General features: G+C 49.7%; 16 protein-coding genes. 13 read left to right on the top strand and 3 right to left on the bottom strand.

The features are described 5' to 3' along the window. Window positions 1–9 precede the first annotated feature (9 nt). Complete coding sequence (locus AC3WRW_RS07805) at window positions 10–831, bottom strand: carbohydrate ABC transporter permease (protein WP_492545782.1); 822 nt, start codon at window positions 829–831, stop codon at window positions 10–12. Continuing rightward, on the bottom strand, window positions 828–1,790 hold the full coding sequence (locus tag AC3WRW_RS07800) for a carbohydrate ABC transporter permease (protein ID WP_492545781.1): 963 nt from the start codon (window positions 1,788–1,790) through the stop codon (window positions 828–830). Before AC3WRW_RS07800 ends, AC3WRW_RS07805 begins: the two co-directional genes overlap by 4 nt. Window positions 1,791–1,994: 204 nt before the next feature. Here AC3WRW_RS07800 and AC3WRW_RS07795 point away from each other — a divergent pair, with 204 nt between their 5' ends. From AC3WRW_RS07795 to lplT, 4 genes are all read left to right on the top strand, one after another. Next, window positions 1,995–2,726, top strand: coding sequence for a glycerophosphodiester phosphodiesterase (locus AC3WRW_RS07795; RefSeq protein ID WP_492545780.1), 732 nt, complete (start codon window positions 1,995–1,997; stop codon window positions 2,724–2,726). 57 nt (window positions 2,727–2,783) lie between these two features. Next, window positions 2,784–3,161 carry a VOC family protein gene (locus AC3WRW_RS07790; RefSeq protein ID WP_492545779.1) on the top strand — a complete coding sequence of 126 codons (378 nt, stop codon included), beginning with the start codon at window positions 2,784–2,786 and terminating at the stop codon, window positions 3,159–3,161. 457 nt (window positions 3,162–3,618) lie between these two features. Then, the gene (locus AC3WRW_RS07785; protein WP_492545778.1) at window positions 3,619–5,778 is read left to right on the top strand and encodes an AMP-binding protein; all 2,160 of its coding nucleotides are present in this window, start codon (window positions 3,619–3,621) and stop codon (window positions 5,776–5,778) included. A 14-nt stretch (window positions 5,779–5,792) separates the two neighbouring features. After that, the gene (gene lplT / locus AC3WRW_RS07780; RefSeq protein WP_492545777.1) at window positions 5,793–6,962 is read left to right on the top strand and encodes a lysophospholipid transporter LplT; all 1,170 of its coding nucleotides are present in this window, start codon (window positions 5,793–5,795) and stop codon (window positions 6,960–6,962) included. Here the strand turns inward: lplT and AC3WRW_RS07775 are convergent. Continuing rightward, complete coding sequence (locus tag AC3WRW_RS07775; protein WP_492545776.1) at window positions 6,959–7,876, bottom strand: diacylglycerol/lipid kinase family protein; 918 nt, start codon at window positions 7,874–7,876, stop codon at window positions 6,959–6,961. The two genes, lplT and AC3WRW_RS07775, sit on opposite strands and share 4 nt — an antisense overlap. Before the next feature lie 200 nt (window positions 7,877–8,076). Here AC3WRW_RS07775 and AC3WRW_RS07770 point away from each other — a divergent pair, with 200 nt between their 5' ends. The 9 genes from AC3WRW_RS07770 to AC3WRW_RS07730 all read left to right on the top strand — a co-directional run bounded on the left by AC3WRW_RS07770 (window position 8,077) and on the right by AC3WRW_RS07730 (window position 20,349). Beyond that, window positions 8,077–9,849 carry a methyl-accepting chemotaxis protein gene (locus AC3WRW_RS07770; protein WP_492545775.1) on the top strand — a complete coding sequence of 591 codons (1,773 nt, stop codon included), beginning with the start codon at window positions 8,077–8,079 and terminating at the stop codon, window positions 9,847–9,849. A gap of 619 nt (window positions 9,850–10,468) precedes the next feature. Further along, a complete protein-coding gene (locus AC3WRW_RS07765) occupies window positions 10,469–11,263 on the top strand; it encodes a sugar phosphate isomerase/epimerase family protein (RefSeq protein ID WP_492545774.1) in 795 nt (264 codons plus the stop codon). Between the two features lie 155 nt (window positions 11,264–11,418). Next, window positions 11,419–11,829, top strand: a complete 411-nt coding sequence (locus AC3WRW_RS07760; RefSeq protein ID WP_492545773.1) for a DMT family transporter — start codon at window positions 11,419–11,421, stop codon at window positions 11,827–11,829. Between the two features lie 5 nt (window positions 11,830–11,834). Further along, on the top strand, window positions 11,835–12,275 hold the full coding sequence (locus AC3WRW_RS07755) for an OsmC family protein (RefSeq protein ID WP_492545772.1): 441 nt from the start codon (window positions 11,835–11,837) through the stop codon (window positions 12,273–12,275). Window positions 12,276–12,418: 143 nt separating this feature from the next. Beyond that, window positions 12,419–14,239: a sensor histidine kinase gene (locus AC3WRW_RS07750; RefSeq protein ID WP_492545771.1), complete on the top strand. Its 1,821-nt coding sequence runs from the start codon at window positions 12,419–12,421 to the stop codon at window positions 14,237–14,239. Then, the gene (locus tag AC3WRW_RS07745; RefSeq protein WP_492545770.1) at window positions 14,236–15,861 is read left to right on the top strand and encodes a response regulator; all 1,626 of its coding nucleotides are present in this window, start codon (window positions 14,236–14,238) and stop codon (window positions 15,859–15,861) included. The genes AC3WRW_RS07750 and AC3WRW_RS07745 overlap by 4 nt, the downstream gene beginning before the upstream one ends. A gap of 25 nt (window positions 15,862–15,886) precedes the next feature. Continuing rightward, the gene (locus AC3WRW_RS07740) at window positions 15,887–17,227 is read left to right on the top strand and encodes an extracellular solute-binding protein (protein ID WP_492545769.1); all 1,341 of its coding nucleotides are present in this window, start codon (window positions 15,887–15,889) and stop codon (window positions 17,225–17,227) included. 56 nt (window positions 17,228–17,283) lie between these two features. After that, window positions 17,284–18,918: a beta-N-acetylhexosaminidase gene (gene nagZ, locus AC3WRW_RS07735; protein WP_492545768.1), complete on the top strand. Its 1,635-nt coding sequence runs from the start codon at window positions 17,284–17,286 to the stop codon at window positions 18,916–18,918. 192 nt (window positions 18,919–19,110) lie between these two features. After that, on the top strand, window positions 19,111–20,349 hold the full coding sequence (locus tag AC3WRW_RS07730) for an MFS transporter (protein ID WP_492545895.1): 1,239 nt from the start codon (window positions 19,111–19,113) through the stop codon (window positions 20,347–20,349). Window positions 20,350–20,437 lie beyond the last annotated feature (88 nt).

Here is a 20,437-nt window from a genome sequence, read left to right as displayed (position 1 = left end):
CCAACAAGATCAACCTTTCACAGCTCCGGCGGTAAGTCCGCGAACAAGCTGTTTTAAACCGAGTACGAGCAGCAGCAGGGATGGCAAAAGGACAATCGTCACGCCGGCCAGAACGAGGTTCCACACGGTTAATTCTTCAAACTGCAGCATGGCGATGCCGATTTGTGCGGTTCGCATCTTCTCGCTGTTCGTAATGAGGAGCGGCCACAAATACATATTCCAAGCGTTCAAGAAGGAATAGACCGCGAGCGTTGCCAGAGCGGGCCTTCCCAGAGGCAGCACGATCCGGGAAAAGATGCGGACATGTCCGCAGCCGTCGATGCGCGCCGCTTCGAAGAGCTCTTTGGGCAGCTGCAGGAAAAATTGGCGGAGCAGGAAAGTGCCGAAAGCCGTTGCCAGGAAAGGAACCGTTAGACCCTGCAGGCTGTCGAGCCAGTCCCACTTTTTGACCGTCAAATAATTCGGTATGATCGTGACTTCCCAAGGAATCATCATCGTCGCCATAAACAGCGAGAAAATGAAAGCTTTCCCTTTGAAACGAATATTGGCAAAAGCATAGGCGGCCATGGAGGATGTCAGCAGCTGTCCGATCATGATGAGCAGGGAGACGACAAAGCTGTTAACAATAAATGTTCCTATGGGAACGAGGTGAAAAACGGCGAGAATACTGCCTATATAGAAGCTGCCCGGCAAGAAGTGCGGCGGATAAGCCGAAGCTTCATCAGGTGTCATGAACGTAGCTGAAAACATGTAGAAGATAGGATACAGCACAAGCGCGGCGGCTATGGCGAGCAGGACATAAACGAATGTATTTTGCAGTGGACGGTTCATTGATAATGCACGTTCCTTTCGAACACTTTGAATTGCACCAGGGTGAAAATCAGGATGATCGTGAACAGCACAAGGGCTTGCGCGCTTCCAGTCCCAAACCGGAAGTTGATGAATGCGTCTTGATACAAGTTATAAACGAGCACGTCGGTGGAGTTGACGGGACCGCCTCTGGTCAGAATATGGATCTGCCCGAAGGATTGGAAAGCGCCGATGATCGATACAATCGTGACAAAGAACACCGTTGGGGAAAGCAGCGGGAAAACAATTTGCACAAACGTCCGAATCGGGCCGGACCCGTCGATTTTGGCGCTGTCGTAAATTTCATCGGGAATGCCTTGCAAGCCGCTGAACAGCACGATGTAATTGAAGCCGAGATTCATCCAGACGGTCATCATAGAGACGGAGAGCAGTGCCCAGCTAGGATCTGTAAGCCAAGCTACAGGCTCTAGGCCGATCATGTGCAGGAGGTAGTTGAGCATACCGACACTAGGATGAAAAAGCATCATCCAGATGACGGAGGCTGTGCTAACGGACAGCACGACAGGCAGCGAGAAAATAAATTGGAAAAAGCGCATGCCTTTTAACTGATTATGCGTGAGAGCGGCGAGAAGCAGCGCAAGGACAATGCTGGTCGGTACCGTCAGAAGGGTGAAAAGCCCGGTGACTTCCAAGCTTTTATAAAATCGTTCTGATGTGAAAATCGCTGTGAAGTTGTCGAATCCGACGAAGGAAGCCACTCTGCCTCTGGGATCGGTTTCGTGCATGCTCAGATACACGGTTTGCAGAAGCGGATAAAACAGAAAGATGCCAAAGAGCAGAAGTGACGGGAATAAGAAAACATAACCAAGTATCGTTTCCGCCCATTTGGAGAGAGAGAGGGAACGGGGAGGGAGCCCGGCGCGTGTTGTTATTTTTTTCGGAGCGGTTGTAAATGGCAAGTCTTGATCGAGCGTACTCATTTATTGTCCTCCACAAAATTATTAGACTAGTTCTACGTCTATTAGCTTAGCTGGGCGTTATTTGACCAATGTTAAATAGAGATAAATGATTTGTGAATTTTTGGGTCGGATTTACGTAAAGTTTACGTGCTTTTACTGGGCAAAAGAGGAACTCATCTACTATAATTTGGGCATGAGCCATTCATGACGATAGGAGCGTGTACAATGAATACACAGAAAACGCTTGTGATAGGACACCGGGGAGCTGCCGGAGAAGCGCCGGAAAATACGTTAGGATCTTTTGCTTTAGCTGTCGAGCAAGGGGCGGATGGCGTCGAGCTGGACGTGCATCTTACGAAAGACGGTGAAATTGTCGTTTGCCATGATGTTTCGCTTGATCGAACGACGAACGGAACGGGCCTCATTTGCGAAAAAAGCTGGAAGGAAATTCAGGGGCTCGATGCAGGCTCATGGTTCTCCGAGTCGTTCATTGGGGAACGGGTGCCGCTGCTGCGGGAGGTATTCGAGCTTGTGCCGCGGGGACTCCTCATCAACGTGGAAGTGAAGCATGCCTATGAAGGGCGCTTGGAGAAGGCGCTGCTTGCCTTCTTGCGCGAGAGCGGCAGAATGGAGGATGTGGTGATTTCTTCATTCAATCATAAGGTGATTCACCGGATCAAGCTGGCTGAGCCCGAGGTGAAGGTGGGGCTGCTGTATGCCGCCGACTTGTTCAATCATGCCGCCTATGCGCAGCAACTCGGCATCGAGGTGCATTCTTTGCATCCACATCATCAGCTTTTGGAAAAGGAAGATGCTGCTGCGGCATCGGCTGCCGGACTTGCTACATACCCTTACACGGCGAACGATGTACAGGATTATCAGAGGCTGATCGAAGCCGGCGTTACAGGGATTATTACGGACTTCCCGGCCAGGTTGAGGAAGATACTGGGCGCGTAGCCCCTTTGCATGGTAGAATATGGGTATCTTTGTTTGGAAGGGGAAACGTGACGAGGTATGAGCGAAATCGGTTTAACGCAAATTGGGCAAATTTCTGTTAATGCTGCGGATATTGGCAGGGCAGTTGCTTTTTATCGCGATACGCTGGGAATGAAGTTTTTGTTTCAAGCTTCCCAAATGGCTTTCTTTGATTGCAATGGCGTTCGGTTGATGATCAGCCTTCCGGAAAAGCCCGAATTTAACCACCCGGGATCGGTTATTTATTATAAAGTGGAGAACATCAAGCACGTTTATGAAGCTTTCATCGAACGCGGCGTTGCCTTTATTAGCGAACTTCATGTTGTCGCGAGTATGGGCAGTGTGGATATTTGGATGGCGTTCTTCCGGGATTCCGAGGGGAATACATTAGCTTTAACGAGTGAAGTTTCGAAGTGAACAAAGTTGAAAAGGCCGCTGCATTCGGATTCGGGTGCTGCGGTCTTTTTTATCCTCGCTGACGGACAGAGGGGCCTTTATTCAATGGAAAAGGACCCTTCGAGCATTTAACGGACACCGGCGCTTTTACTTGCTCGCTTGGGGACTGATTTCACCCCGAAATCAGCCAATAAAGTCTCGGGTGTCCGTTAGCAGAGAGACATGACGCTTTTCGCGAAGATAACGGCTGCTGTGTCCGTAACGTGATGAGACCTAGGGTTCCTTGACATTCCACCCACGGGTTGAGGAACTAGCCTCTGGCAGCAGTACTAGGCAAAGTTAGTACTATCAGAATCGCGGCAAATGCATACAATGGGATTATGACCAGGTATTAAGAGAAGCCCAATAACAGCATGGATGCTGCCGTAATCTGCAAGGTTGTCCAGCTTTGCCATGCGAACGCTTAGGAGGAATCATCATGATCAAATGGTTGTTTATTACGCTGTTAAAGCTGCTGCTGCCACTGCTGCGCCCTGCTTTATTGGGAGTCTTTCGCGTAAAAGCAAAGGGGATAGAACGGTTATGTTTCAAAGAGAAAACGGTGCTCATTCCTAATCATGTGTCTTTGCTGGATGCTGTTGTGCTGGCGCTGATCCTGCCTAAGGAAGTGGCTTTTGTGGTGAATACCCGAATGGCCAAACGTTTTGCTTGGCCGCTCCATTTTCGGATGCACATTCCGGTAGATCCTTTGAATCCTTACTCAGTGCGGAAAATGCTCAAAACGGTGCAGAGCGGTACGCCGCTCGTGATTTTTCCGGAGGGACGCATTACCACCACAGGCAGCATGATGAAGATCTATGGCGGCATCGGTTATATTGCTTCGAGATCTGGAGCGCATATGGTGCCGATCGCCATTAGCGGGCTGGAGCATTCCAAGTTCTCCTATCTTCGCGGCAAAATGAAGCAGATTTGGTTTCCGGCGGTCACCATTACGATAGGGGAAGCTTTTCAAGTGCCGGTGGATGACCGTCTTACTCGAAGAATTCAGAAGGAGCGGGCAACGGATCTGATCGGCAGCCGCATGCAGAGTCATATCGTGGACAGCCGAATGAAGCCGGAGCTTAACTTATTCAATGAACTTCTTATCGCAGCCAAGCAGCATGGCGTCTCGAAGATCATTTGCGAAGACGTGATATCGGATACGGCTTTAAGTTACCGCAAGCTGCTGCTGACCACCTATACGATGGCGTGGCGCTTGAAGGAGCAGCTCGGTAATCAAAAACGCGCAGCAGTCCTGCTGCCGAATGCGGCGGCACATGTCGTCACTTTGTTTTCATTGTTCCGATTAGGGATTACGCCGGCAATCTTGAACTACTCCTCAGGAAAGCAGGCCATGCTGGACGCATGCGAAACAGCTTCTGCGAAGGTGATCGTGACGTCCCGGGCTTTTATCGAGAAAGCGGGGCTTGCCGATTTTATCCAAAGCGCGGGCGGAGCTTACACCGTTATTTATCTTGAAGACGTTAAGATGAGCATTTCATATAAACATAGATGGTCAGGAATCCGCGACTATGTGACGAAGGCGAAAGGACCGGTCGGTGAGGAGAAAAATGAGGTCGTGCTGTTCACGTCAGGCAGTGAGAGCAAGCCGAAAGGGGTCGTGCTGACCCATCGTAATATTTTTGCCAATATTCAGCAGGCCAAGGCTGTGATTGCTTTCAATGCCTCCGATATTCTACTAGGGGCGATGCCGATGTTCCATTCCTTTGGATTAACGGCAGGGACGATGCTTCCGGTTCTTTCCGGCATGAAGATGGTGATGTATCCGAACCCGCTGCATTACAAAGTGATTCCGGAGATCGTGTATGACCGGAACATTACGATTTTGTTCGGAACATCGACGTTCCTGTCGGCCTATGCGAGAACCGCTCATGCTTACGATTTTGCTTGCTCGTTGAAATATGTCGTGGCTGGCGCCGAGAAGCTGAAAGAGGAAGTTCGTCAAATCTGGGCGGATAAATTCGGCATTCGGATTCTGGAGGGGTACGGAACGACCGAAACGGCACCTGTGATTTCGCTGAATACGCCGATGCACGTGAAGAAGGGAACGGTTGGCCGGGTGCTGCCTGGCATGGAGGTTCGAATCGAAAAGGTGGATGGCATCGAGCTTGGCGGCAATTTGCTTGTGAGAGGTCCCAATGTCATGAAAGGTTACTTGATTCACGGGCAGGGATTTGTCCCTGTACCGGAATGGTACAGCTGCGGGGATATTGTTCAGATCGATGAAGAAGGGTATGTGTCGATTCAGGGCCGGATGCAGTCCTTTGCCAAGATTGGCGGGGAAAAGGTGTCGCTGCCGATGGTCGAAGAGCTGGTATCCGCCTGCTTGGCGCCACAAGCGATGTGTGCAGCCATTTCTGTTCCGGATGCGCGAAAGGGAGAACGGATTGTGGTCTATCACAACAGCGGGGCGGAGCAGCTTCAGTCTCTTAGGGAAGCTATGAAACAGAAAGGCACCCCGGCCATTTATATACCTGCTGAGCTGCGTTATGTGGAGAAATTGCCGCTTCTGGGCAGCGGGAAAATTGACTATGCGACAATCAAACGCGGAGCAATAGGAGATCATTACGCATCATAAAGGAGAGAAACGTTATGAAAATGAAACCGCTTCAGACACTGTACTTGACGCAATTTCTTTCCGCTTTTGCCGACAACATGATACTTTTCATTACGCTGGCGATCATTAAACAAAATGTTTTACCCGACTATTATATCGGTGTTGTGCAGGCTTCTTTTCTCGTCGCGTTCGTCCTGCTTGCACCATTCGTCGGCGCTTTTGCCGATAAAAACTCCAAATCCCGCGTCCTTCTCATCGGAAATGCGATCAAAAGCATCGGCATTCTCGCCATGCTCCTGCACATCGACCCCGCTGTGAGCTATGGCATCGTCGGCATAGGGGCTGCAGTCTACTCGCCTGCCAAATACGGCATTCTACCTGCGCTTACGCATTCCGATCATGAGCTGCTGAGAGCAAACGCGCGTATGGAGGGCTACACGATCATGGCAATTCTGCTCGGTTCTGTCTGTGGCGGGATTTTGGCTAAAATGTCGCTTTCCGGCTCCATGATCGCCTGCCTCGCGCTGTACTTGATTTCTTTGCAAATGACGATGCAAATGCCAAAGCTGGAAGGAAATCCGTCCATCCGCTATGGCCGGGCAGCGAGAGCGTTCTTATCCGACTTGAAATTTTTGCTAAAAGACCGCGAAACCCGTTTCTCGCTCGTTGGCACAGGCTCATTCTGGATGACTTCCTCAGTCGTTCGTTTGGCGATCATTGCTTGGGTCCCGGCTCATCTTGGCATACATTCCGTCGATCAAATTTCTATGCTAGTCGCTGTAACCGGCGTAGGGATCATGATTGGTGCGCTAATGACGCCAAAACTCGTTCCCGCGAAACGCTATTATAATTCTTTTATATTTGGAATACTCATGATCTTCAGCATTTTGTTGTTCCCGCTCATTACCAATTTGTACGCAACGATAGGGCTGCTCCTTCTGGTAGGCTTCAGCGGCGGCGTGTTTATCGTACCTATGAATACCGTTCTGCAGGACCGGGGTCAGGGGATCGTGGGCGCCGGGAAAACAATTGCCATCCAAAATTTTGTGGAAAACGCCATGATGCTTGCAGGTGTGGGCATCTACACCCAAATTGCCAAAGACGGGTTATCTCCCGACCTGTCGATTACTGGAATTGCATGTATCTTAGCTATATTCGTAACGTATCTGATTGTACAACGGCAACGTTTGAAACTGTCCGTTTAACAAATTACGGTTATTGCCGCAGGCGTTAGCTCGACTTGCAGCGGAGTTGCTCCCGCAAATTCGCCATCCGCATGAATAAGCAAAGGCGTTTCCGTGCGCAGCGAGACCGACGTGCCCTTATAAAATGTAACGGCGGGATGCCGGGTATGTTTGCCTTGATAGACGGTGAAAAGGATAGGAAGCAGCCGGAAGCGCCCTATGCTTTGAATCACGACAATATCGAGGATGCCGTCGTAAGGCGAGGCGGAAGGGCATATTTGGATGGCGCCTCCGTAGAAAGGAATATTGGCGACGGCAGTCAGCCACATATGCGGCAGTTCATGAACCTTCCCATCCACCTCTAACCAAGCGGTGCAGGGCTTGTATGTTGCGAACACACGAAGAATCGTCAGGAAGTAGGATAGTTTGCCGAGGCCCAGGCGATTCAGAGTTTTTTTGTAGGCGGACTCGTTCGTTAGTTTGGCAACCATGCCATCGAAGCCCGCGCCGATGCTGTTTACGGCGATCCCGCCGTTCGCTGTGCGCAGGAGGTCGATTTGCACGCTGTTCGTCCCCTTCAAAGCGATGTTCAGCGCTTGGAGCGGGTGCTTGGGAATGCCGTAGGCTTTCGCAAAATCGTTGCCGGTCCCTGCAGGAATGACAGCAAGTCTGCTGTGTATTCCTGCTTTTTGCAGGTGCGCTAACCCTTGAGCCGCTTCATGTATTGTCCCATCCCCGCCGACGACGATCAGTATGTCAACCCGATGTTCTTGTATGATTGCGCTGGCGAGCTCTGCGGCTTCGCCGGCTTTTGTCGTTGCTTTGAACACATGGGGGATCTGATTCAGCTGTAGATACGCCTCGATTTCCTTCCAGATGTTAGCTCCTCTTCCATCACCAGAAAGTGGATTGACAATAAAACCTATCGATTGCATAGTAAAATATCCCCGATCCAGACCTAAAACGGCAGTTGTTTACTAGGAAAAAAGTTCGATATACATGCGGTTTTTGGCGAATTATGTCTTTACATAACGTTCACTTGTTTGTAAAATAAACCATAGGTAAATTAATTATTTCCATGTGAGGTAATCTAACGTTTGATTAGAGGATCTCCATTCGGGAGGAGCACGGGACATTGAAATTCAACACGATTTTGAATAGCAACATTTTAAAGAACACTAGAAATTTGAAAGCTAATCTGTCCGTCCTTCGAAACCTTAAACTTCGCTACAAACTACTCTTTATGAACTCAATTGCCATTTTATTTCTTCTGATTGTAGGTATTACGGGTTACTACTACATGGATAAGATGTCTGGCAATACTACTAGAATGTACGAGGAAAGTCTGTTATCTGTCAAATGGATTAATCAGCTTAAATCGAATCTTAATGAGACCCAATCTAATTTGCTGGAGATGATGCTTTCCGTTGATGTGAAGTACAAGGGCAAGCTGAAGGCTAAGCTGGATGAGAATAGCGCCACCAATCAGGAACTTGTCGCGAAGCTGGGAAGCATCCGGTTAACGGATGAGGAAAAGGCTGCCTTTCAAAGCTATGAAGAGTTGAATAAGAAGTACCGCGAGATCGTCACAACGACGATAGACCACGCTACGAAAAATAATCAAGTTGCCTATCAAGTGTACAACAATGAGGTATCGCCGCATAGTGCCAAAACCATAGAAGCACTCAATAAATTGGTGCAATTGAAAGAGTCCGCGGCAGAGAGTTTTCAGCTTACAAGCAGCAGAGACTCTGCGACCTCGCACTGGGTTATCGTCATGACGATAGCCGTTGCCATAATCATCATGACGGCCAATGCGCTGGCATTGAATATGATTATTACGACTCCGATTCGGAAATTACAGGAGCATATGGAGAAGGCGGCTAACGGTGATCTTTCCGTGAAAGGGGATTATCCTTATCGTGATGAGGTCGGCAAATTAACCGGATCCTTCAACAGCATGACTGAAAGCTTGCGCAGCTTGGTGGCTCAAATCGCTGATAATGCGCTGACACTTTCGGCAAGCTCCGAAGAGCTTTTGGCCAGCTCGGAGCAAAGCTCCCTTGCGGCCAAGCAGGTTGCGACATCCAGTCAGCAGCTTTCCGAGGATTTTGAGAAGCAGTTTGCCGGCGTGAATCAAGCCAACGAGGCTGTGCAGCAAATGCTGACAAGCACGAAGCTGATTGATGAATCTGCCCATGAAGTGGCTCATCTCGTCGGACAAGCCACGGCTGCTGCGCAGAACGGCAAACGATCCATCGTATCGATCGCAGGTCAGATGAACGAGATTTCCGATGCGGTGCAGGAAGTACATAGTGTCATTGAAGCGTTAGGGAAAAATGCTCATAAAATTGGCGAGATTGTCAATGTTATCAATGCGATTTCTACGCAAACCAATCTGCTGTCCTTGAATGCAGCAATTGAAGCTGCACGCGCCGGAGAAGCGGGCCGCGGATTCGCGGTCGTCGCCGGAGAGGTGCGCAAGCTTGCGGAGCAGTCCGCTTCGTCAGCGCGCAATATAACGAATCTGGTCTCCACGATTCAGAGACAGATCAACCACGCTGTAAGCTCCATGCAAGATGGAGCGGGCAAAGTGCAAGCCGGACTAACCATATCCGGCGAAGCGCAAGAATCGTTCATCCACATCGAAACCTCCGTTGACAAAGTCAACGTGAAGGTAGAGAGTGTGAACAAGAACATTCATCAACTTGTGGATGCCAATGTACGCATCGAACAAGTGATGAGCATCGTCAGCTCTGTTTCGGAAACAGGCATTTCCGTTAGTCAGGAGACATCCGCTGCAAGCCAGCAGCAAATGTCAACGACCGAGGAAATCGAGAACTCTGCCAAGTCATTGGCAGGACTTGCGGAGGAGCTGCAAATTTCGCTGCAGAAATTTACTGTGTAGAGTGGACCGCGGGCTTAGGCTCGCGGTTTTTTGTTGTTATAGTGTCCAGGGGCATGCTATAGGTCCGAACTCTTGACAACTTCACAATCTTCATGTATATTAGATAAATTGATTGAAATGAACCATATAAACACTTTAGACCAAACCTCATTTACCCCCATACGGACGATTAGCGAGTAGAAAGTAACCCCCTCTCCTTGTTTGTTATTTCTCCCAATGACGCAGTAAATTCAGCTCATTTTATGGTAAACCCGAGGCAGTGTCATCGTGTTTCGGCAGCAGGTGTTTGTTAAGCAATTCGTACTGGCGCGGTCATTGGAGCCGCAAGGATGGAAGAGAGGTAGGGCTTTCATTGTTTTGATTCCAACACATGAAATATGCTTTTTCATAGAGATCAATATATAGCAAGAGAAGTGCCGCTCATCTTTTAAAGTGCGTACAGTTGGCCTTTATCTATTGCTGGAAAATAAATCGTTCTCGTCCTGATTACAGGGCGGGGGCGATTTTTAATTTTCCGTACGATCATACATGAATAAATACGGGCATCCATGGTTCCATCGATGTATTTTCGATAAACTTTGTATGCAAGTCCTATGGAATGAGAGAAGGAGAAATGGTCATGCAGATGAAATTGTTTAAGTCATTGTGGGGGATGGAAGCGTACTCCTACCGAGAAGCAATCGCCAAAATAGCGGATGCCGGATTTTCAGGTGTAGAAGCGTCTGTTCCACGGGAGGAGCATCGGAAGGAGTTTGCACAGCTGCTGAAAGAGTACAATCTGGCGTATATCGCGCTTATTTCAACCTCCGAAAATCATGAGGACTCTTTCACGGCTAATCTCCATACGGCGGCCTTGCTGGACCCGATATTGGTTGTTTCCCACAGTGCCCGGGATTGTATGAGCGAGGAGCGTCAGCTGCAATTTTTCGAACATGCGATCGACGCAGAGAAGCAATATGGCATCCCTGTAGGCCATGAAACTCACCGGCACCGGGCCATGTTTACCCCATGGACAACGGCCAGACTGCTTCAAGCTATTCCTGATTTGAAAATAACGGCTGATTTCAGCCACTGGTGCTGTGTCTGTGAATCGCTCCTTGAGGATCAACAGGAGAATTTGCAGCTCGCCTTCGAGCGGACGATTCATATCCATGCGCGGGTAGGCTATGCACAAGGGCCGCAAGTTCCTCATCCGGACGCTCCTGAGTATAGGCGGGAGCTGGAGACGCATGAGATGTGGTGGGAACATATTTGGAAAGCCCGAATGAACAGAGGGTTCGCCTTTACAACGATAACGCCGGAATTCGGACCTCCAGGTTATATGCCTACGATCCCATTTTCGAATGAGCCTGTGTCCGATCTGTGGGAAGTATGCCTAAGCATGGCCGGCAGGCTTCGTAACAAGTTTGCTTGAATGTAAATACGGATTGTCACATACCCAAAACCTAGGCTGCCGCGTGCAGCCTTTTTGCTTCCCGTACGGTTATTTCTGGACGATTTCCCGCCTGATAAACTGGTGAAACCCATAATATTCCTTTACAATGAGAGCAACAAGATTAGGTGCAAAGGATGGATGAAATGGTTTGGAATATGAATTGGACGTTCCTGCTGCTGGCGATATTGTTCGAAACGGTAGGTACGACGGCAATGAAGATGTCAGCCGGATTTACGAAGATCGGTCCCGCGGTGGTGATGGGCATTTGCTATATTCTTTGCTTCACGCTGTTGACGCTGGCTTTGAAGCAGCTTGATGTTTCCTTGGCCTATGCCATTTGGTCGGGAGTTGGGACAGCGCTGATCACAATCATCGGCATTTGGTGGTTCAATGAGTCAGTATCTACGTTGAAGGTAATTTCCATTGTCCTGATCATTTTAGGCGTAATCGGCCTGCACATCAGCAGCAGCAGCGGAGATGAAAAGCAGTCTAACCCTGCACCGAAGCAAGATCTGCAATCCCAAGCTGCATTCAAAAAGGAGTGAAACCGATGAGCGAGCATCGATTTGATCTAGTAGCAGAGTGGACCGGCGGTTTGGACGGCACTGGCCGCATTCGGGCCGGCAACCTGGCTGCGGCGATTTCGGTGCCAAGCCAGTTGGACGGTCCCGGTATCGGCACGAACCCGGAGGAGCTGCTGCTGGGCGCGGCGGCAACTTGCTATCTCATCACGCTCGGCATGCTGCTGAAGCGTCAAGGGATTCTATCTCTGGAGCTGAAATCGGAGATATTCGTAGAAAACTCCCCGGCGATGAAGGTGAACCGCATCATCCACCGGCCGCAAATTTCAGTAGCAGCTCATACGCCTTCGGAGCAGTTGGATAAAATAAACAAAGCCGCCCATCGCGCAGAACAGACATGCATGATCAGCAAAGCTCTCAAAGGCAACGTGGAAGTTACGGTGGAACCCGTCATTCACTTCCATAACTGACTAGAGGATCTTATCCCCGCTGCATCCAAACCTATCCCTAGGTGACCCCAAGACACGTCATTTATAATGAAATAGAAGCGGTGAAAAGGCGCCAGCACGAGGATGGTGCCTGATTCGGTTTAGAAGGGGTTTGCCATACGTCGATGAATTTGAACAAAAAGGTGTTTATCGGGTTTTTATTTTTTATTATTATCCCTTTGTTCGTGCTCGGCACTGCTGTGTATACGGTATCGCAACAGCTGATTGAGAAGAAGTACGGCGATTTGACGGAAGTTACGCTGCAGGCGATTTCCCGCAACATTTATTACATGTTCAAGGAAGCGAATTATTTCTCTGACTTCTGGATGGTCAAGGACAGCATTCAAGGCATTTATCGAACGATCGACGAGGTCAGGCCGAATGAAGAAGCGCCCTCTTCGTATGATTTGAATACGTTTGATACGCTGCTGCGCGGCTCCATTTTGACTTATTCGCCGATCCAATCGGTCATGATCTATAACAATGCAGGCAAATCCTTCAGCGCGGGAAGAACGAGCGGAAATGTGCTGCCCTGGAAAACGCTGTCGAGCAGCACCGCTTTTGAGCATATAAAAGAACTGAACGGGAGCCCGATGTGGATCGGACCTTCTGAATATAAGGAGCTGGGCGCTGGGCGCGGGGAGTTTTATCAAGCGAGAATGGTCAAAGATTTCTGGACGATGGACAATCTCGGCTACATGCTGCTCAAATTCAGATTTAATGAGCTGGACCAAATTTTTAAATCCTTTAACACGAATGAAGAAAGCTCGAAGCGTTACTTGCTCGTAAATAAGAGCGGACTTATTTTCTATGACAATAAGCAGCATTTGGAAGGCGCCAACGTGCTTCAATTGCTGCAGGGCAAGCTGGATTTGCGGCAAGGCAATCAAAGCTTTCAAGCCAATTTTCAAAATGAAAAAAGTTTAGTTTCGCTCTATCATCTAAATATTAATCAGATGGGCGTACAGGATTGGAGTGTCGTGTCGATCACCTCATGGAAATACGTGGCCGGTGAAATTGAGACGATTATGAAGCTGGTCGCCGGGATTACGTTCGTCTGTTTGTTTTTTGCGCTGGTCTATAATTTAGTGTTCGTCCGCCGCATTGTGCAATTAATTTTGCGCATGCTCAATGCGATGAAAAAAGTAGAACGCGGAGACTTAACGACGCGCATGGAGGAAAGCGGCAAGGATGAAACAACGGCGCTAGCCAGAGGTTTTAACAGTCTTGTCGTGCGGGTCGAGGATCTTCTGGAAGAGGTCAAACGCCAGCAGGACCGCAAAAATAAGGCTGAGCTTATGCTGCTGCAGGCGCAGATCAAGCCCCATTTCCTGTTTAATACGCTGGAGTCCATCAATGTGCTCGCGATCCAAAACCAAGGCAAGAAAGTCAGTCAAATGGTATACCGGCTGGGCAATTTGCTGCGGATCGGGATGGAGAGCAGGGAAGAGATTTCGCTGAAGCAGGAGCTGGAGCATCTCAAAAGCTATCTGGAAATTCAAGAATTCCGCTTTGAAGATAAATTCCGCTATGACATTGAGGCGGATGCAGAGATTTTGGATTTCAGCATGTTAAAGCTCACCCTTCAACCGCTGGTAGAAAACGCTTTGCAGCACGGCTTTGAGCCTATCGACTATATGGGCGTTATTTCGATTAAAGTGGCCGATGAAGGCGAACGGATCGGATTGTACGTTTCGGATAACGGGGTAGGCATCTCCACCGAGAAATTAGCTAAGTTTCATTATAAAACAGAGCTGGAAACGCCTTTTCACGAGATATTGGGCGCCAACGTCAATGAAGAGCGAAGAGGACTTGGCGTCAGCAATGTAGCTGACCGCATACGCATTCAGTACGGTCCGCATTACGGCATGTTTATATGCAGTATGGAAGGACACGGAACGACGATAAAGATCGTGATTCCCAAAATAAAGGGGGCAGGCTTATGAGACTAAAGGCGATATTGGCCGATGATGAGCCTAACATTTTACGAAATCTGCAAGCGGTTATCCCGTGGGAAGAGCTGGAGATCGATATCGCAGGCACAGCAAAAAATGGGGTCGAAGCGCTGGAGTTGTGCAGCCTGCATGTGCCGGATTTGGTGATGAGCGATATTCGGATGCCCTTGATGGACGGGATTACGTTTGTTCAAAAGCTCCGTGAAATCAATGAGGCATGCAAAGTGTTGATGGTGACAGGCTATCAAGATTTCGAGTATGCGCGTTCGCTCATGCGGGTGGGGGTAAGTGATTATATATTAAAGCCGATTAACTATGAGGAGCTAGGCAATTGTATTCGTACGCTGGCAGGCGAAATCAGGGACTCCAAGGTTATGAAGCAGGAAGAGCAGCACAAGTGGGGCAAAATGAAAAATTTGGCCTACGAGAAAATCCTGCAGGATATTCTTATGAATTACTCCGAAATTTCCGCTTATTCGCTGCTTCCGATCGATAACAGGGACCTGGAAACGTTGAAGTATGGTTTCATCATGATCGATGTGGACGATTACTCGCAGAAATCGCTTCCTTGGTCGGAGCAAGAACGCAAACTGTGGAATTTCGCGGTCCGTAATGTTTTGCAAGATTCATTAGGGGATTACCAGGCTGAATTTTCCGTATTGCAGATGCGTGAAGGCGAATGGTGTTTGCTGATTCAATGGGACGATGCCGGCGACATGGAACAGGCCTGCAGGACCGGTGATGCCGGGGGGCAGTCCCGATTCTACGAAACAGCTCTTAAATTGCAAAAAGATGTCCGGGAATCCGTGAAGTTGAGCATTAGCGTCGGTTTCTTTCCGGATGCCGTCGGACTGCGCACACTCTCCGAAACGTACCGGAAGCTGCAGCGGTTCATGCAGCTGCATCTCGATAAGCAAGAATCCGTGCTGCCTTATAAGGAGTCCAAAGAGCCGTCGGATCCGAACAGTTCTTTATGGTATTTGGTCGAGGAGATTGTGACCGGTCTCAAGCAGTTGAATCGCAGCAAAACGGAGGATGCCTTAAACCGGCTAAAGCTGCTGCTGGAGGGCTTGCCAAGCAGCTCTTTTGCCAGAGCCTATCAAATGCTGCATTTTCTGATCCTCCATGTGCTTCGTGAATTGCGCGAGATGAATTCGCTCAATGTGCAGGAGGAGGAACAAGTTTGGAGCCTCCTCGACAAGAGCGAGAGCATCCCGCACCTGCATCAGGTCATGGTGCAGCTCGCAGCCATCGGACTGCAAGGCACCAACAAGAAGAAGAACAGCGAGCTGCTGATGACAGCAGCGAAGGAGTATATTCGAACGCACTATGCCAACGATTTCGGGGTTGATGATATTGCGAGCTTCCTCGGCATCTCTTCGAGCTATTTCAGCTTATTGTTTAAGCAGCAGTTCGGGGAAACCTTTGTCGAATACGTCACCAAGCACCGGATGGAGCTGGCCAAGTCGATGCTGCTGCACAGCGATAAGAGCATTACCGACATCGGAAAGTCGGTTGGTTATATCGAAAGGCGCTATTTTACAAAAGTATTCCAGAAGTTTACGGGCGAAATTCCGTCGGAATACCGGGAGAAGCGCATGAAGGCAAAGTAGAGAAGCCTAAGGGAGATCTAGGAAGATGAGAATAAGAACGTTGATCCAGGTAGCGGGGGTCGTGACCGCATCGTTCGTCCTGTCCGCTTGCAGCCGTATAAACCTAACCAATCCGAGCGGCGAAGCGCCCGGTCCCGGGGCTAAAGCAGAACCGGTCATGCTGACCATTCGTCACACGCAGGTCAAAGATACGCAGAAAAAGCGTTTGGCGATGCTGCAGGAGGTCGTGAAAAATACGGAGGCGAAGGTGCCGGGGCTGTCGATTACACTGGATGGTGTAGAGGACAAGGTGAATCGGTTTGAAAAGCTGCGGGCTGAGATGGCCACCGGCAATCCGCCGGAGATTTTCGACTTGTTCGGCGGAACGGATACGAAGGATTATGTCAAAGCGAACAGGCTGCTTGATCTGACGCCCATATTGAACGAACTGGGGTTAATGAATAAGTTCTACAGCTTTGAGGAATTTACAGTCGACGGCAAAATATATGGAATCCCGATGGCCGGATATGTCGAGGGCTTGTATTATAACAAAAAGATTTTGGCCGATCACCAAATCAAACCGCCTCAAACGTGGGAGGAGCTGCTTGCTGCTGCAGCCAAGCTGAAAGCTCAGAAAATAACGCCATTCGCGCTGGCGGCCAAAGATTCATGGGTCATTAACATGATGAGCAATACGATGTGGGTGCGCACGGCAGGGCCGAAGTCAGTCGAAGGCTTTCTGGACGGAAGCAAGCATTGGACGGACCCTGATGTTGTGGATGCTTTTGAGAAATACAATATGCTGGTGAAAAAAGGGTACTTCCAAGAGGGCAGCTTAGCCCTGTCCTATGCCGAGCAGCAAAACAAATTCAGCAGCGGCGAGACAGCTTTCATGTTTGACGGAAGCTGGGCCAATACGCCGCTGCTTGATCCGGAAAAGTCGGCCATTGTGAAGGACATAGGTTTCATGAGTTTCCCGGATATGGGCGGTCCAGGCGACGGCTATATCAATGGCGGTTGGTCTAACGCTTACGGCTTCTCGAAGAAAGCAACCCCGGCGCAGCTTGTTGCGATCAAGGAATTCATCAGGCAGATGTACACGGAAGAGATGCAAAAAAGACAGCTGGTCGAAGAAGGCATGCCGCCGGCCATGAAGCTGCAGGATACGAGCAATGTGAATCCGCTGATTATGCAAATTTTGGATGTGTTTGCAAGCAGTAAAGGGGCTTTCCCCGCCTTCGACTCGCGCATTCAAACGAAGGTCCGCGAGAAGCTGGAGCGCGGCATGCAGGAATTAGTCGGCGGAAGAACCGATCCTGTTACGCTGATGACGGAAATACAGAAGCAGCAGGATGCTTCGAATAAGGAAGAAACGCATACGAATTAGCAGGATGAACCGCATGCCTGAAAGATAAGCCATTTAAACAAAGGAGTGTGTCCGTTATGTTATCGTCATCCGGCAGCCTGCATCAACCGTTAACGCTGCGTCAAAAGGTCGGCCAATTGTTCGTTTGCGGCTTTGAATCACCGGAGCCTAATGCTGCGATTACGCAATTAATTGAGGATTATGGGCTTGGCGGCGTCATCTATTTCCGACGTAATGTGAAAGATGCGCACCAATTGGCCCGTTTGTCGGCAGAACTGCAAGAGATCAGTCATCGCAGCGGCGGACAGCCGTTATTTATTGCTGTGGATCAAGAAGGCGGTATGGTGTCACGGATTGAAAAGGGAGCCACGCTGCTGCCGGGAAATATGGCGCTTGGGGCTGCTTTTGCACCGGCGGGCGTCTATGCAAGCTCCAAAATCATGGGCAAGGAATTGCGCCAGATGGGCGTGAATATGAACTTTGCGCCATGCCTCGATATTAACAATAACCGCTTGAATCCGGTCATCGGCGTACGTTCTTATGGGGAGACGGCTGCGATCGTAGGCGATATGGGGACGCATGCCGTGAAAGGCTTGCAGGACATGGGCGTGATTGCGACGGTTAAGCATTTTCCGGGGCACGGGGATACATCTGAGGACTCGCATCATGATCTCCCGGTTGTTCCGCACAGCATGGAACGGCTCATGGAGCTTGAGCTGGCCCCTTTCATCAAAGCGATTGAAGGAGGCGTGGACGCGATTATGACCGCGCATGTCGTGTTCGCGGCCCTAGAACAAAACGGTGTCCCGTCCACGTTATCGTATCGCATTTTAACGGAGCTGCTGCGGGAGGAACTGGGGTTCAAAGGCCTCGTCGTCACGGACTGTCTGGAGATGAAGGCGATATCCGAAGGCATCGGAGTCGCAGAAGGCGCCGTGCGCGCCATTGAGGCCGGATCGGATCTTATTCTGGTTAGTCACAGGCTGGATCGCCAAGTGTCGGCCATAGAAGCGGTGATTGCAGCCGTTGAAAGCGGACGAATTCCGGAGTCACGTATTGATGAGTCGGTTCTGCGGGTAATGACCTATAAATGCAAAAGGGACATTCAGTACGATAAGCTTGAACCGATCCCGGAAGGCGCTATTTCAACGCCGGAGCATCAGTTTTTGGCGAAGGAGCTCAGTCGTAAAAGCATTACGCTGGTGAAGCATGAAGCTGGCAAGTTTCTGGATAGGAACGAGCCGACGCTCGTGATTTGGACGGAAGTGCAGACGGGCACGGAAATCGATGAGGTTGTGGACCGGCAGGGGACGCTGGGCAGCACGCTGTCTGCACTCTCGGGGAAGCCTGTTCAAGAATTGTACCTGGGACTGTACCCTTCGGAGTCGGAGGTTGCCGCGGCTCTTCAAGCAGCCGGGAGTGCGAAGCAGGTGGTCGTGGTAACGTACAATGCGGCGTTCTCGCCAGGACAGACGGCATTGGTCAAAGCGTTGGCCGGGAAAGAAGATTTGCATCTTATCGTAGCCGCCGGCCGCAACCCCTATGATTTGCTTGAATTTCCTGAGGTTAAGACGTATTTAGCCTGTTACGAAAATCGTCCGCTCGCGATGGTGTCCCTGGCGAATGTGCTGCTCGGGATTGAGAAACCGGTTGGGCGGCTGCCTGTCACTTTGTCGGAGCAGTATCCGGTCGGATGGAGACAGGAGGTATAAGGCAAGGATATTATGACTGGTCATATGACCTATTTCACTAGACGCTAAACCCCCTTTTTCGTTAAATTAGATGAGGTTAGTGCAACTTTTTTCTTCTTGTTACGTCAGGAAATAGTTACATTTTATGGATCTATTTTATTTTGCGAAGGGGTGTTTGTTTTGTCTAGAGTTATAGCCTCGGATGCGCCGACGATGCGCTCGTTTTTTGCCAATCGTTTCGTGCAATCCATTATGCTGTCCGGTCTTTTGTTGCAAATCGGAATCTGGATTCGTAACTTTGCGATTCTTCTTTATGTCACGGATATGACCAATAACGATCCTTACTCGGTTTCTTTAATTTCGGTGGCCGAGTTTGCGCCAATCTTCATTTTTTCCTTTATTGGCGGTGCTTTTGCGGACCGGTGGAGGCCCAAATTAACGATGGTTTGGTGCGATATCCTCAGTGCCGTTTCCGTGTTTGTCATTATGATTACCCTGTACTACGGCTCATGGAAGGCGATCTTCTTCGCTACGCTGGTCTCCTCCATCTTGTCCCAGTTCTCCCAACCGTCCGGGATGAAGCTGTTCAAGGTACATGTGCATGAATCCCAAATGCAGATGGGGATGTCATTGTTTCAATCCATGATGGCGATCTTCATGATCTTGGGGCCTATCATGGGCACTTTCGTCTACTATCGCTTCGGGATCGAAGTCGCTGTGGCCATCATGGGCGTGTGCTTCCTGCTTTCCGCACTTGCGCTGACGTTTCTTCCTGCGGATCGCAGAAATGAAGGAGACGCCGAGAAGCCATCCACGCACATTTTTGCTGAAATGGGTCAAGGATTTGAATATGTTCTGAAAAATAAAATGCTCGTCACCCTCGGCAGCTGCTTTGCCGTAGCAGGTTTGGCGATCGGTTTAATCTCCCCGCTGGGAATCTTCCTTGTGACGGAAAATCTGGGTTTGCCGAAAGATCATTTGCAATGGTTTATGGCGGCTAACGGCATTGCGATGATTCTCGGCGGCGGTATGACGATGGGCTTTTCCAAGAAAGTGTCGCCGCAAGCGCTGCTGATTGTCGGGATGTCTGTCAGTGTTGTAGCTTTTGCGGTCATGGGGTTAACCCATTTGGTATGGGTGGCGCTGTTGATGCAATTTTTCTCCGGGTTTGTCATGCCGGCTATTCAAATCGGGATCTCCACGATGATTCTCGGCAACACGGAGGAAGCGTTCGTCGGTCGAGTGAATGGGATTTTGAACCCGCTGTTCATGGGAGCGATGGTGCTTACGATGAGTTTGGCGGGAAGAATTAAGGCTTCATTCTCGCTGGAGTCCATTTATGTCACTTCGGCCGTTCTCTTCCTGATTGGCGTATTCATTATGCTGCCTACGTTGAAGTACAAAGCAAGTGCAGCGGCTCAGCCGAAGGCCGAGGAAGCGAATGCAAGCTAGGGTGTAGTGGATTATTTACAAATGGGACTGTCTCGGAGGGTCTAATCTGACCTTCACGGGCGGTCCCTATTTGTTTTGGGGGAGGTAC

This window comes from Paenibacillus sp. FW126-R14, from assembly GCF_058789495.1.
This window is presented reverse-complemented; position numbering and strand designations above follow the sequence as displayed.

Excerpts from the sequence above, each read along its gene's own strand:
- AC3WRW_RS07805 (WP_492545782.1), bottom strand. The coding sequence starts at position 831 with ATGAACCGTCCACTGCAAAATACATTCGTTTATGTCCTGCTCGCCATA.
- AC3WRW_RS07800 (WP_492545781.1), bottom strand. The coding sequence starts at position 1,790 with ATGAGTACGCTCGATCAAGACTTGCCATTTACAACCGCTCCGAAAAAA.
- AC3WRW_RS07795 (WP_492545780.1), top strand. The coding sequence starts at position 1,995 with ATGAATACACAGAAAACGCTTGTGATAGGACACCGGGGAGCTGCCGGA.
- AC3WRW_RS07790 (WP_492545779.1), top strand. The coding sequence starts at position 2,784 with ATGAGCGAAATCGGTTTAACGCAAATTGGGCAAATTTCTGTTAATGCT.
- AC3WRW_RS07785 (WP_492545778.1), top strand. The coding sequence starts at position 3,619 with ATGATCAAATGGTTGTTTATTACGCTGTTAAAGCTGCTGCTGCCACTG.
- lplT (WP_492545777.1), top strand. The coding sequence starts at position 5,793 with ATGAAAATGAAACCGCTTCAGACACTGTACTTGACGCAATTTCTTTCC.
- AC3WRW_RS07775 (WP_492545776.1), bottom strand. The coding sequence starts at position 7,876 with ATGCAATCGATAGGTTTTATTGTCAATCCACTTTCTGGTGATGGAAGA.
- AC3WRW_RS07765 (WP_492545774.1), top strand. The coding sequence starts at position 10,469 with ATGCAGATGAAATTGTTTAAGTCATTGTGGGGGATGGAAGCGTACTCC.
- AC3WRW_RS07760 (WP_492545773.1), top strand. The coding sequence starts at position 11,419 with ATGGATGAAATGGTTTGGAATATGAATTGGACGTTCCTGCTGCTGGCG.
- AC3WRW_RS07755 (WP_492545772.1), top strand. The coding sequence starts at position 11,835 with ATGAGCGAGCATCGATTTGATCTAGTAGCAGAGTGGACCGGCGGTTTG.
- AC3WRW_RS07750 (WP_492545771.1), top strand. The coding sequence starts at position 12,419 with ATGAATTTGAACAAAAAGGTGTTTATCGGGTTTTTATTTTTTATTATT.
- AC3WRW_RS07745 (WP_492545770.1), top strand. The coding sequence starts at position 14,236 with ATGAGACTAAAGGCGATATTGGCCGATGATGAGCCTAACATTTTACGA.
- AC3WRW_RS07740 (WP_492545769.1), top strand. The coding sequence starts at position 15,887 with ATGAGAATAAGAACGTTGATCCAGGTAGCGGGGGTCGTGACCGCATCG.
- nagZ (WP_492545768.1), top strand. The coding sequence starts at position 17,284 with ATGTTATCGTCATCCGGCAGCCTGCATCAACCGTTAACGCTGCGTCAA.
- AC3WRW_RS07730 (WP_492545895.1), top strand. The coding sequence starts at position 19,111 with ATGCGCTCGTTTTTTGCCAATCGTTTCGTGCAATCCATTATGCTGTCC.